This window comes from Streptomyces sp. NPDC001100, from assembly GCF_053598575.1.
The window spans coordinates 86,108-98,749 of sequence record NZ_JBSFKO010000026.1 but is presented as its reverse complement, the minus strand read 5'-3'; the positions used below and the strand labels follow the sequence as shown (position 1 = coordinate 98,749).

Below are 12,642 nucleotides of genomic sequence, written 5' to 3'. Positions count from 1 at the left end.
ACCTGTGGTCGTACGCGCTGCTGTGTTCGGCACTCTTGTCGCTTGCCCGCGTCCCTCCCTTCCGCGTATCCGTTGCCGAGTGGGCGGGGGGCGATCAACCCTGGGGAGGTTCTCGCTACTCCGCGGGCGCGCCGACCGGCTTTCCTTCGGGTGAGACGGCGTACCAAGTGCCGCCCACGCCCTGGCCGTTGGTCTGTCCGGCGGCCGTGTCACCGGAGAAGGTGTAGATCGGCCAGCAGTTGACGGTCATCTGCTTGACGCCGTCGGGCCGGGTGAAGCCCATCAGGCCCTTCTTCTGCACGCCCTTGGTGTCGTTCGCCGAGACGATGCCGACCGCCGGCCACTTCTCCGCGCAGGCGCCGAGGCAGTTCGAGACGGACTTCGGCCATGCCTTGTCCTTGAGGAAGCGGTAGACCGTGTGGCCGTTCTTGTCGACGACGATGTCACCGAGCTTGGCGTCCTTGCGGACGGAGAGACCGGGCAGCGAGGCGAGGGTCGCCTTCTTGCCGTCGGGGGCGAGCGCGTACCACTTGCCGCCCACGCCCTGACCGTTCACGTCACCGGCGTTGACGTCCTTGGCGTAGCGGTAGGCGGGCCAGCCGCCGATGGTCAGCTGCTTGGTGCCGTCGGCGCGGGTCACCTCGCCGAGCAGGGACTTGTCTATACCGGCACCGGCGGTGGCGTCGTCGGCGGGCACCGGCGGCCATGCGGTGGCGCAGTCGCCGTTGCAGTTGGACTTCGGCGGGTTGGCCGTGTCGGCATCGAAGCGGTAGAGGGTGAGACCCGCTCCGTCGCTCAACACCTTGCCGAGGTCGGGGTTGTTGGCAACGGTCAGCTGGCCCGCGGGCTCGGCCGCCGCGGCCTGCTGGCCGTCTGCGCCGTAGCCGTTGCCCGCGCCGGTGCTGGGGCTCGACGTGGCGGCCCCCACGCTGCCATAACCTCCGGCCGCCGCCGTGGCACCGACGTTCTGTGCCGCAGAGGAAGGTGTGGCCACATTTTCCGAACCGCACGCCGCCGTCAACGCCATGACGGACACGGCCGTCGCCGCGAGTGAGGCGCTCCGCCAGGAGGTCTTCATCGTCAACTCCCCATAATCACCTGGATGTTGCAGCGCCCGTCTGTGCCGCCGCACGGTCCTAGGTACGGGTGGGGACCACGGAAGTGTTCAACGGCCGCACAAATTTCTTTCCGACACCTGTGACACGGCAGTCGCGTCGTATGTGCGTACGCATCCGGCCACCTCCGACAGTCGGATCGTCAAACCGTCGCACAGCGCCGTCCACTCCTTCGGGGCAATCCCCTCGCGCTCCCGCGTGCGCGGCCCCGCGAGGCCTCATGATCTCCGTCGTGCATGGACCCGAACCGACCCGAACCGCCCTCGCCGCAAGGGTGTTGACCCTGGTGACGCTCACCTGGCTGCTGACGGGCGCACCGGCGGGCCCGGCGGCGGCCGACGCGTGCGCGTACGCCTCCACCGGGCCGGACGGCACGCAGGCGGTGGCGGTGGCCGGCGACTCGTGGCCGACTCCCCCGGCCTGCCCGGAGCCGACCCCGCCGCCGCCCTGCCCCTCGCCGACACCCACCCCGCCGCCGAAGCCGACGCCGCCGCCCCCTCCGAAGCCGACCCCCACTCCGACTCCGACGCCCAGGCCGACGCCGACCCCGAAGCCCCGGCCCACGCCGAAACCCACGCCTCCGCCGCCCGCTCCTGCGCCCCGCCCGGCACCCGCGGCTCCGCTGCCCCGGCCCGCCCCCACGCCCACACCCACTCCGCCGCCGAAACCGACGCCCAAGCCGAGGCCCGCCCCGCATCCCGCGGCGACTCCGGTGAGTTATCCGAAGTACCACGCCCAACCGCACCCCCGACCCTCCACCGGCCGGACGCCGCCGGTCGTCTACGTCCTGCTCATCACCCTGCCCGCGGTGGTCGCCATCGCCGCGCTGCGTCCGCGCTGATCCCCGGAGGAACCCCTTGTCGGAATGGCTTGTTCTCGCCCTCGCGATGGCGGCGGCCTGTGTCGTCGTCGTCATCGTCACCTTCCTGCGCGAACGCGCGGCGTCCGAGGACGAGGACCCCAGCGAGACCCCGGACGTCATCGAGTACATGACGATGTGGATCGGCGTGGTGTACGCCATCGTCCTGGGTCTGGCGATCGCCGGTGTCTGGGAGGCCCGCAGCGCCGCCCAGGACCATGTGCAGGCGGAGGCGCAGGCGCTGCACGAGATCTCGGAGCGGGTCCGTCACTATCCGCCGGACGAACGCGATCGCATCCGGGCGGATGTCGACGCCTACGTCTCACAGGTCGTCAACACCGAGTGGAAGACGATGGCGGACCACCAGAAGCTCACCCAGCGCGGCACCGACCTCCTGGAGCGCATCCGCGCGGATGTCACGGACTACCAGCCGAAGACGGACTTCGAGGCGCAGGCCTACCAGCCTCTCGTCGAGCAGGTCGCCGCGGCCGACCTGGCCCGCAGCGCCCGCGCGGACTCCACCGGGGCGACGATGCCGGCGGTGGTGTGGTTCGGGCTGCTGGCCGGGGCGGTGATCACCATCGGCATGGTCTTCGCGCTGCAGATCCGGCGTACGACACGGGAGCTGGTCCTCGCCGGGCTGTTCTCTGCACTGATCGCCTTCCTGCTGTTCCTGATCTGGGACTTCGACGCGCCCTACAGCCGTGGCATCACGGCCTCGGCGCAGCCGTTCCTGAACCTCTTCCCGCACATCAAGGACTGACGGCCCCTCACCGGGACCGGCCGACGGATCAGCCGCCGGGGTACGTCCGCCACGCCGCGGCCGTCCCCCGGTCGCAGGAACCGCGTCCCCTGTGCGGCCCACACGGTTGCCCCATTCGCGCGACTGGGATCGCGGGAGCGCACACATGTTCCTAGCGTTTCGGACATCGAGGTGCATTTACGGCGCCAGCGGAAAAGGTCCGCGGCTGCTCCTCGGGGACCCGGAGGAACCACCATGCGCGCGATACGCGTCGCCTCGGCCGCACTGCTGGGCATCAGCGCCCTCGCCCTCTCGGCACCGGCCGCCGTCGCGAAGGGCGACGGCAACCACAACATCACGCCGTTCGGCTTCAGCGTCCTGCCCTCGACGATCGCGGCGGGCGGTCAGGTGACCCTTCAGGTCGACCGCGACAGCGGCGGCTGCCGGGGCTCCGTCACGGTCTCCTCCGGGGTCTTCGACACCGTCAGGATCTCGCCGGGCCAGTCCTCCGCGACCGCGATGGTCGACTGGGACGCCAGGCCGGGCGCGGTGTACCAGGTGACGTTCACGTGCAACGGCGAGAGCGGCTCCACGGGTCTGACCATCGCCTCCGGCCGCACGAACAACAACATCCAGCCGCTCCAGCCGGCGCAGCAGATGCCCCGAGGGGTACGGGCCGGTGAGGGCGGCAGCATCGCCGGCTTCGACCTCAAGGAGCTCGGCATCGGCGCGGCCCTCATCGCGGGCTCGGTCGGGGCGGCGTACCACTTCTCCCGTCGCCGTACCGGGGAGGACGGCGCCTGACCGCACCACCACCCGCACAGGCCTTCGCCCCGGAACCCGAAAGGGTCCGGGGCGAAGGCCTGTTCCGTGCGCCACGGCCTCCGAAGGGGGAGGAGGTCAGAGGGCGCGCTCGCTGCGGCGGCGCATCCAGAACACCCCGCCGCCCACGACGGCCGCGGCGACCAGGCCGCCGCCGATCGCCATGTCGGTCGGGGTCGCCCCGGCGCTGCTGCTGCCGCCGAGACCGCCGCGGACACCGCCGATGACGGTGTAGGCGGAGTCCCGGGTCAGCACGGAACCGTTCCGGCAGCGCACGGTGATGCTGTACGGGCCCGGTCCGGCGTTTCTGCTGATCCGCGCCGTTCCGCTGGCGGTCTGGCCGGCCCCGCCGACGAGCGAGGACAGGTTCGCGGGGCGTTCGAAGCCGGGCGAGTTGGCGGTGGCGCCGGTGAAGCAGCCGTCGACCGTCACCGTCAGCTGGCCGCCGCGGGCGATCACGCTGGGCAGGGCGACGATGTTGCTGGGGCTCTCCCCCATGCCGTCCGCGAGGGCCGCCGGGGCGGCGAGCCCCAGGACGGCCACCGCGGCACCGGCGGCAGCCAGGGCACGAGTTGTACGCATGTCATCCTCCGCGGAAGGCGCCCCGGGACCCGTCCCCGGTCGATCGGCGAGAAAACGCCTCCCAGACGCACCCTCAGATGCCTTGCACGCGCCCGCATTTCGGGAATGGTCCGTCCTGGTGAGGGGACACGCCGAGGGAGAACCGGACAATCGGATATTGCCGCAGGTCACGGACCGTCAGAAAATTCCTGTCGCCCTCTCCTCATATGGCGCACATAAGGATGACCGGGCCACCCGTTCGCGCCTGCCCCGTCGCCGGTTCCGTATTCGGGACTTAGCGTTCTCGTATGCGCGATTGACGTGGCGACGGCCGCGTCGAGAGGGGATGGCGAATGTCTGCGTCCGAGCTGTCCGAGCTTGCCGAAGAGGAGGAGCGGCAGAGGAAGCGCGCCCCGTGGGGAGTGATAGCGCTTGTTCTGCTGACCGGTCTCGCGCTCATTCGGAATGGTTCGGGAGAGTTCGATGTGGGGCCGCCGCAGCCGGCGTCGGCGGCGGCAGCCGACAGCCGTACCGGCGTCGGTACCTTCGGCAAGGCCCCGGCCGCGCTCCCGTACTCCGTCGCCGACCGGGTGAGGATTCCCGCGATCCGCGTCGACGCCCCGGTCATGCCGGTGGGCCTGGACGCGGACGGCTGGGTCGGCGCGCCGCCGCCGGAGGACCCGAACCTGGCGGGCTGGTTCACCGGGGCCGTCTCGCCCGGCGAGAAGGGCACGGCGGTCGTCGTCGGCCATGTCGACAACAAAATGGGCCCCGCCGTGTTCTACGGACTCGGGGCCCTCAAGAAGGGAAATCGCGTCGAGGTCGAGCGCAAGGACGGAAAGACGGCCGTATTCGAGATCTACGGCATCGAGGTCTTCGAGAAGAGCAACTTCCCCGGCGATCGCGTCTACGCCTCGAAGGGAACTCCGGAACTGCGCGTCATCACGTGCGGGGGCGGTTTCTCCAAGCAGAACGGCTACGACGGGAACGTCGTCGTCTTCGCCCGCCTGGTCGAGGTGCGCTGAGCGTTTCCCCGGCCGGGCGGGCGAAGAACCGTCGACCCGTCAAGTGGTCCGGCGGCGCGGCAGCGTCATGTGATAGCCGGAGTCGAGCAGGTGCGGCAGATATTCACGCAGCGCCCTCACACTCTGGGTACGGTCGCCCCCGGCGTCGTGCGAGAGCACCACGACGCCGGGGGCGGCGCCGTCCTCGACCGCGTTGACGATGTGGCGGACGCCGGGTGTGTCCCAGTCGAGGGTGTCGACGGTCCACGCGAGGGGTTCCATGCCCAGCTCGGAGCCGAGCTGGAAGGCGGCCCGGTTCCAGGCTCCGTAGGGCGCGCGGAACCACAGGGGCCGTTCCCCGTAGGCGTCCTCGATGACGTCGCTGGTGCGTTCCATCTCGGAGCGGATCTGACCGCGGGTCAGCTTGGTCAGCAGAGGGTGCGACCAGGTGTGGTTGCCGACGACGTGGCCCTCGTCGGACATCCGGGCCAGGATGTCGCGGTTCCAGTCGGCCATCTCGCCGCACACGAAGAACGTGGCGCGGACGTCGTACTCGGCGAGGGTGTCCAGGATGTGCGGGGTGTAGCGGGGGTCGGGTCCGTCGTCGAAGGTGAGCACCATGGTGTTGCCGCGTCCGGACATGCGCAGGAAGGGTTCGTGCCGTACCGGGACGTGGGCGAGGGTGGTGTGGGGCGCGCCGTAGCCGGCCACGGGCTGGAGGCGGTAGGAGGAGGGCCTGCGTGCGAGGCGCGGTGGGGGTCCGGCGGCGGGGGCGGCCGCCTTGACGGGGGCGTCGTCCGAGAGTCCGGAGTACAGCAGACCGGCGGTGCCGGCCGCCCCGACGGCAGCGGCGCCGGCGAGCAGGGCCCGTCGGCGCGTGAGCGACTGATCCTTCTTCATGACTCATCAGTCGCCCGGACGGACACCACCGCCCCACGGCAACACCGGAGCGGCGGCAGGAAAACACCCGCCCGGCCCAGCGCTCGCGCGCTCAGCGGCGGCGGACCAGCGGGAACGGCAGCGTCTCACGGATCGTCAGACCCGTGAGGAACATGACCAGTCGGTCGACTCCGATGCCGAGTCCTCCGGTGGGTGGCATCGCGTATTCGAGGGCGTCGAGGAAGTCCTCGTCGAGCTCCATCGCCTCCGGGTCTCCCCCGGCGGCCAGCAGCGACTGGGCGGTGAGGCGGCGGCGCTGTTCCACGGGGTCGGTCAGCTCGGAGTAGGCGGTGCCGAGTTCGGTGCCGAAGGCGACCAGGTCCCAGCGTTCGGCGAGCCGGGGGTCGGTGCGGTGCTGGCGGGTGAGCGGGGAAACGTCGGTCGGGAAGTCCTTGTAGAAGGTGGGCAGCAGGGTCGGCTCCTCCACCAGTCGCTCGTACATCTCCAGTACGACGTCACCGCGGCCGTCGTCGACGCCGTACGGCACTCCCGCGCGGTCGCACAGCAGGTGCAGGCGGGCCAGTTCGGTGCCGGCGTCGATCTCCTCGCCGAGCGCCTCGGAGATCGCGCCGTGGACGGTCTTGACCGGCCAGGTGCCCGAGATGTCGTACTCCTCGCCGTCCTTGCGGGCGACGGGCGAGCCGAAGGCGGCGGTCGCCGCGCCCTGGATGAGCTCGCGGGCGAGGTCGAGCATCACGTCGTAGTCGGCGTACGCCTGGTAGGCCTCCAGCATGGTGAACTCGGGGTTGTGCTTGTAGGAGACGCCCTCGTTGCGGAAGGTGCGGCCCATCTCGAAGACCTTCTCCAGGCCGCCCACGCAGAGCCGCTTGAGGTACAGCTCGGGGGCGATGCGCAGATAGAGGTCGAGGTCGTAGGCGTTGATGTGGGTGGTGAAGGGGCGGGCGTTGGCGCCACCGTGGATCTGCTGGAGCATCGGGGTCTCGACCTCCAGGTAGCCGCGCTCCAACAGGCCCTGGCGCAGGGCCTGTACGGCGGTGGAGCGGGCGCGGACCACGTCGCGGGCGGCGGGGCTGGCGACCAGGTCGAGGTAGCGCATGCGGACCTTGGCCTCGGGGTCGGTGAGGCCCCGGCGTTTGTCGGGCAGGGGGCGCAGGCATTTTCCGGTGAGCTGCCAGGAGGTGACGAAGACGGTGGGCTCGCCCTTGTCGCTGGTGCCCGCGCGGCCGGTGGCCGTGATGTGGTCGCCGATGTCGGTGTCCGTGACGAAACGGTCGAGGCCGGGGCCCGACTCGGCGCGGGTGAGGGCGAGTTGGTGGTCGCCGGACCAGTCGCGCAGGGTGAGGAAGACGATGCCGCCCAGGTCTCGCACCCTCATCACCCGTCCGGCGACGGTGACTTGGTCCCCCGTGCGGATCTCGGCGAGGGTGTGGGTGCGCTGCGGGACGCCGACGGGGTAGGGGTCGGTGCCGGTGGCGATCAGGCGGTCGAGGGTGCGGTGCCGGACGCGGACCTGTTCGGGCAGGCCGCTGTCCGGGCCGTCGGTCCCGGCCTCGTCCCCTCCGTCGAGGCCGAGCGCCGACAGGGAGGGCAACCCTGCGGTGGTCGCGGGCCGCTGTCCGCTCCTCGGGTGCCCCTTTCCCCAGAGTTGGCGCAGCGACGGTACGGAGACGAAGCCCTCGGCGATGCCGGAGGCGAGGCTGATCCTGGCCAGGGAGGCGGTCTCGCCGTAGCAGATGAAGCGGGGGTACCACTCGGGGTGGTACTTGGCGTTGGAGCGGTAAAGGGCCTCCAGTTGCCACCACTTGGAGAAGAACAGCAGGAGCCGGCGCCAAAGACGGAGCACCGGGCCGGCTCCGATGCGGGCGCCCTCCTCGAAGGCCGAGCGGAACACGGCGAAGTTGAGGGAGATCCGGTGGACGCTCAACTTCGGTGCGGTGGCGCAGAGTTCGGCGACCATGAACTCCATGACGCCGTTGGGGGCGGTGCGGTCGCGGCGCATCAGGTCGAGGGAGACGCCGTCGGTGCCCCAGGGGACGAGGGAGAGCACGGCGAGCAACTTGCCTTCCTCGCCCAGTGCTTCCACGAGGAGGCAGTCGCCGTCGGCCGGGTCGCCGAGGCGGTCCAGGGCCATGGAGAAGCCGCGTTCGGTCTCGGTGTCGCGCCAGGCGTCGGCGCGGTCGACGATCTCCTCCATCTCGGCGTCGGTGAGGGTGGCGTGGCGGCGGATGCGGCAGGTGGCACCGGCGCGCCGGACCCGGCTCACGGCCTGGCGGGTGACGCGCATGTCGCGTCCGGCGAGGTCGAAGCCGGCGACGTGCAGGATCGCCTCGTCGCCGAGTTGGAGGGCGCCGAGCCCGGCGCGGGCGAAGGCCCGGGCGCCGTCCTCGGAGGCGCCCATCACCGCGGGGGCCCAGGCGTGGCGGCGGGCCAGGTCGAGCCAGGCGGCGATCGCGTGCGGCCAGGCCTCGCGGTCGCCGACCGGGTCGCCGCTGGCGAGGCAGACACCGGCCTCGACGCGGTAGGTGACGGCGGCCTTGCCGCTGGGCGAGAAGACGACGGCCTTGTCGCGCCGGGTGGCGAAGTAGCCGAGCGAGTCCTGGCCGCCGTAGGCCTTCAGGAGGGCGCGGATGCGGTCCTCCTCGTCGCCGTGCAGGGCAGCTTCGAGGCGTTGGGAGCGGAAGAGGACGGTGGCCGCGTTGAGGAGGGCGAGCGCGCCGAAGAGGCCGAGGAGGAAGAACAGGGCGCGGGGCGGGCGGCCGTCGAAGGAGCGGCCGGAGACCAGTCCGCCGCAGACCCGGTCGGCGGCCCAGCCCAGGTGCTGGCTCTCGGGGAGGGTGCCGGGGAACAGGGAGACCAGCCCCCAGCCGGCCAGGATAGCGACGGCGAGTCCCGCGAACAGGACGGCGAGGGCCCGTCGGACGGCCGCGCGGCGGGAGGCGGCGTAGAACTGCCTGCGGGCGACGATCAGCAGGACCAGCAGCAGGGCGCAGACGACGAGGGACGGGAGGGACTCGGCGTACAGGCCGAGGGCCACACCGAGGATGTCCGTCAGGACCAGCAGGCCCAGATAGACGACGACCAGCCACCAGGCGATCTTCTTGCGGGCGGCGGTCGCGGCGGCCAGCAGGAACAGGAAGACCGCGTAGGCGAGGTTGGCGCTGACGGGGACGATGAGGAGGTCGAGGAAGCGGACCCACGGGCGCAGCACGCGGCGCAGCGGGGCGATGAAGGCCAGCAGGACGCAGAGGAGGGCGAGCGCGCCGAAGAAGGTCGCGAAGCCCTCGGGCACCCTGCTGAGGAAGCCGTTGCCGGGCGGCCGTATCGGAGCCTTGGTGTCCTTGACCCTGGTGCCCTCCACGGTGGCAGTCATGGTTCCGACTGTAGGAACAGGGCGGGCCGCGCGCCCGTCGAACTCCCGGTCAAGTTCGGGACCTGCGGGTTCCGATAGCCTCACAGCCGTGACGGAACAGCACTCAACTCAGTTCGAGCGGGGCACGGACGGGCCGAAGGTCATCGTGGCGGGGGTGGACGGCTCCGAGTCCTCGCTGCGCGCGGCGGCTTATGCCGCGGGCCTGGCCCGGCGGCAGCACGCGCTGCTGGCCATGGTGTACGTGCAGCCGGTACTGGCGGCGGGCGCGGCCATGGGCGCACCGGTCGCCGAGACGACCGACGAGATCGCCGAGGACCTGGTCGCCCAGATCCGGCACGAGACCGAGCGGGTGAAGGGGATATTCGACATCCGCTGGGAGTTCCACACGTTCCGTGGCGACCCCTACGGCGGCCTGGTGAAGGCCGCCGACGAGCTGAAGGCCGACGCGGTCATCGTCGGCGCCTCCGAGCAGGCCGGCCACCGCATCGTCGGGTCGGTCGCGGTGCGGTTGGTGAAGGCGGGGCGGTGGCCGGTGACGGTGGTGCCGTAAGGAGCCGTCAGAGGGAGCGCAGGAACTGCCCGAGGATCGTGTTGAACTCCTCGGGCTTCTCCATGTTCGGGTAGTGGGCGGCGCCCTCGATCGTCGCGGTCCGGCCGTTCGGGACCGTGCGGACGAAGCGGTCCGCCATGGCGAGGCTGTCGGGCCAGTCGAGGGCGCCGTGGATGGCGAGGACCGGGGCGTCGAGTTCCGGGACGCGCGGCCAGGGGTCGCCCAGCGGGACGTACCAGTCCTTCTCACCGGGCGTGTGCTTGAGGAGTGTGTGGGTGGTCAGGTCGCGCAGGCGTTGGACGACGGACGGGTCGACGTCGTCGACCGTGCGGTGCGGGCCCGCCACTCCCTCGGCGAACATGTCCAGCCAGCCCGGGATGTCTCCGGCGTCGAGGAGCTGTCCGATCCGGGACTGACGCTCCAGCAGTCGTGCGTCCTTGTACTCGAACGCGCTGGTGCCGGCGCCGGAGACGACGATCGCCCGGACCAGTTCGGGGTGTTCCAGCGCGGTGTCGGTGGCGACGGCCGCGCCCATGCACAGGCCGACCAGGACGGCGGGCCCCAGGTCGAGGTGGTGCAGGAGTGCCGCGAGGTCGTCGGCCCAGCGGAACGGCCTGCTCGCGTTGGCGGAGAAGCCGTGGCCGCGGATGTCCGGTGCGATGACGCGGAAGTCGGAGGCGAGGGCCGGTATCTGGTCGTCGAAGACGCGGTGGTCGGCGAAGCCGGAGTGGAGGAGGACCACGGGGTCGCCGGTGCCCACGTCGAGGTAGGCCAGGTCCCCGTCGGCAGATGCGAAGAAGCTCAGGTTCGAAGCAAGTTCCGAAGCAGCTGTCATGACAACCAAGGTGTCATCTTTGGAGAGGGTTGGCAACCCAGGTGTCATGATGGGCTCGTGAACGACTCCGCCCCCCTGTCCCCCGACGAACTCGGCCACCGCCTCACCCAGGTGTTCGACCTGGTGGGCCCGCTCTACCGGCGCGCTCTGCGCAAGGTCGAACAGGGCGAAGCGGTCGAGGGGGTCTCCGTCGGCGTGCGCGCCGTACTGGACCTGCTGCGGCAGCACGGGCCCATGACGGTGCCCCAGATGGGCCGGACCCTGGCCCTGAGCCGCCAGTTCGTGCAGCGCATGGTCAACGAGGCGGCGGGCCACGGCTGGGTGGAGGTCACACCCAACCCCGCACACCAGCGGTCCTCCCTGATCCGGCTCACACAGGAGGGCCGCGCCGTCATCACGTCCGTCCTCGGCCGCGAGCACCACCTCAACCGCCAGGTCGGCGGCGACCTGACCGACGCCGAGGTGAGCGCGTGCGTGCGGGTGCTCACCGAGATCCTCCGGACCTTCGACCACGTCGACGTGGACGTGGACTGACCGTCCGCCACTTCCCCGTCACGGGCTACTTCCCCATCACCAGCCCGTCCTTCGCCGCGCCCCGGCCGAGCACCACCTCGCGGATGCGGTCGCGGTCGGCGGTCAGTTCGGCGCCCTGGGCGATCGCCCGGTTGACGTCGACCACCCGGCCCGCGTCGACGTCGAACAACTGCGGGACGAACTCGGCCTTGGCCACCTCCCATCGCGCGCCGGGGCGGACGGGCGGCACGAAGGTGAAGCGGGCGAGGGTGCTCGTGTTGCCGCCGGGATCCTGGGTGCCCGCGTTGTCGAACATCTCGCCGGTGACCTGGTCGCCGAGCCCGTAGACCACCCAGGTGCCGTTGACCTTCTCGTACGCCTGCGGGGTGCGGGCGTGGGTGCCGAGGATCAGGTCGACGTCGGGGCGGCCGCCGGTGCGGGCCGCGGTGAGTTCCCCGGCCAGCGCCACCTGCTGCGGGTCGGGCCCGCCCTGGCCCGGTGTGCCCCAGCGCAGCGAGACGACGACCACGTCGGCGCCCGCGCGCCGGGCGTCGCGGGCGTCGGCGAGGATGCGGGCCGGGTCGAGGAGGTTGACGGACCAGGGCTCGCCGGCCGGGAGCGGGACGCCGTTCGTGTCGGCGGTGTAGGCGAGGTGGGCGACCTTCGCCGGACCGGCGCGCAGCAGCGTGACCGTGCGTGCCTCGGCATCGCCGCGTGCCGTTCCGGCGTGCCGTACGCCGGCGCTGTCGAGGGTGTCGAGGGTGTGCTGGATACCGAAGGGGCCGTCGTCCAGGCTGTGGCCGGAGGCGGTGGAGCAGCTGTCGTAGCCGGTCGCGGCAAGGGCCCGGGCCTCCTCGGGCGGGGAATCGAAGAACGGGGAACCGGTGCGGTCGCCATAGGGCGTCTCGATGTGACACAGCGCCAGGTCGGCCCGGGACACGAGGGGTTGGACGCCGGAGAGCATCGGACCGAAGTCGTAGCCGGTGCCGCCCGCGTCGAAGCGGGCGCGGTCGAGGACGGCGCTGTGCGGCAGGATGCCGCCGGCGGCGACGAGGGTGAAGCCGCGGGCGGCGGGGGGCGCCGGGCGGCCGGCGGCCTTCGGGTCGTGGTGCTGGGCCTGGCAGGCGGCGGCCGCGGTGAGAATGCCCGCCAGGGCAACGGCCACCTGTCGTCTGCGTGCGATCATCAATTCACCCCACTGTGGTCATATTTACCCACCGATAGGTATGAACCTCAGCGCCCCCGCAAACGGCTTCCGGCCCCCGATGACCCGTCCGGTGTGCGCGTGTGGGGGATCCCCGGGGGGCGCGGACCGTTCGTCGCACCGTTCGCCGACGCGATCGACCGTCCGCCGCACGCCCCTCGTGCGCC

12 protein-coding genes are annotated in these 12,642 nt (G+C 71.4%); 6 read left to right on the top strand and 6 right to left on the bottom strand.

The window, feature by feature from the left end:
* Positions 1-115: 115 nt before the first annotated feature.
* Complete coding sequence (locus ACWDEW_RS31995) at positions 116-1,027, bottom strand: SCO0930 family lipoprotein (RefSeq protein WP_450517434.1); 912 nt, start codon at positions 1,025-1,027, stop codon at positions 116-118.
* A 320-nt stretch (positions 1,028-1,347) separates the two neighbouring features.
* On the opposite strand from ACWDEW_RS31995, the gene ACWDEW_RS31990 reads away from it, so the two are divergent.
* From ACWDEW_RS31990 to ACWDEW_RS31980, 3 genes are all read left to right on the top strand, one after another.
* Entirely contained in the window at positions 1,348-1,956 is a 609-nt protein-coding gene (locus ACWDEW_RS31990) for a hypothetical protein (protein ID WP_450517366.1), read from the top strand.
* A 16-nt stretch (positions 1,957-1,972) separates the two neighbouring features.
* Complete coding sequence (locus ACWDEW_RS31985; protein ID WP_450517364.1) at positions 1,973-2,737, top strand: bestrophin-like domain; 765 nt, start codon at positions 1,973-1,975, stop codon at positions 2,735-2,737.
* A gap of 234 nt (positions 2,738-2,971) precedes the next feature.
* Positions 2,972-3,520 carry a hypothetical protein gene (locus ACWDEW_RS31980; protein ID WP_450517362.1) on the top strand — a complete coding sequence of 183 codons (549 nt, stop codon included), beginning with the start codon at positions 2,972-2,974 and terminating at the stop codon, positions 3,518-3,520.
* Positions 3,521-3,616: 96 nt separating this feature from the next.
* Here the strand turns inward: ACWDEW_RS31980 and ACWDEW_RS31975 are convergent, their stop codons facing one another.
* Positions 3,617-4,120 (bottom strand): hypothetical protein, encoded by a 504-nt coding sequence (locus ACWDEW_RS31975; RefSeq protein ID WP_450517361.1) that lies wholly within the window; start codon positions 4,118-4,120, stop codon positions 3,617-3,619.
* A gap of 332 nt (positions 4,121-4,452) precedes the next feature.
* Between ACWDEW_RS31975 and ACWDEW_RS31970 the strand changes: the two genes are divergently transcribed.
* Positions 4,453-5,124, top strand: a complete 672-nt coding sequence (locus ACWDEW_RS31970) for a class F sortase (protein ID WP_450517359.1) — start codon at positions 4,453-4,455, stop codon at positions 5,122-5,124.
* A gap of 39 nt (positions 5,125-5,163) precedes the next feature.
* Here the strand turns inward: ACWDEW_RS31970 and ACWDEW_RS31965 are convergent, their stop codons facing one another.
* On the bottom strand, positions 5,164-6,003 hold the full coding sequence (locus ACWDEW_RS31965; RefSeq protein ID WP_450517356.1) for a polysaccharide deacetylase family protein: 840 nt from the start codon (positions 6,001-6,003) through the stop codon (positions 5,164-5,166).
* Positions 6,004-6,094: 91 nt separating this feature from the next.
* Positions 6,095-9,373 carry a bifunctional lysylphosphatidylglycerol synthetase/lysine--tRNA ligase LysX gene (lysX, locus tag ACWDEW_RS31960; protein ID WP_450517354.1) on the bottom strand — a complete coding sequence of 1,093 codons (3,279 nt, stop codon included), beginning with the start codon at positions 9,371-9,373 and terminating at the stop codon, positions 6,095-6,097.
* Between the two features lie 88 nt (positions 9,374-9,461).
* On the opposite strand from lysX, the gene ACWDEW_RS31955 reads away from it, so the two are divergent.
* A complete protein-coding gene (locus ACWDEW_RS31955) occupies positions 9,462-9,923 on the top strand; it encodes a universal stress protein (protein ID WP_362977598.1) in 462 nt (153 codons plus the stop codon).
* Positions 9,924-9,930: 7 nt separating this feature from the next.
* On the opposite strand, the gene ACWDEW_RS31950 is transcribed toward ACWDEW_RS31955, so the two are convergent.
* Positions 9,931-10,758, bottom strand: coding sequence for an alpha/beta fold hydrolase (locus ACWDEW_RS31950; protein WP_450517352.1), 828 nt, complete (start codon positions 10,756-10,758; stop codon positions 9,931-9,933).
* A gap of 57 nt (positions 10,759-10,815) precedes the next feature.
* Here ACWDEW_RS31950 and ACWDEW_RS31945 point away from each other — a divergent pair, with 57 nt between their 5' ends.
* Positions 10,816-11,292 carry a MarR family winged helix-turn-helix transcriptional regulator gene (locus tag ACWDEW_RS31945; protein ID WP_450517350.1) on the top strand — a complete coding sequence of 159 codons (477 nt, stop codon included), beginning with the start codon at positions 10,816-10,818 and terminating at the stop codon, positions 11,290-11,292.
* Positions 11,293-11,317: 25 nt separating this feature from the next.
* Here the strand turns inward: ACWDEW_RS31945 and ACWDEW_RS31940 are convergent, their stop codons facing one another.
* Positions 11,318-12,457 carry a CapA family protein gene (locus ACWDEW_RS31940; RefSeq protein WP_450517348.1) on the bottom strand — a complete coding sequence of 380 codons (1,140 nt, stop codon included), beginning with the start codon at positions 12,455-12,457 and terminating at the stop codon, positions 11,318-11,320.
* Between the last annotated feature and the right edge of the window lie 185 nt (positions 12,458-12,642).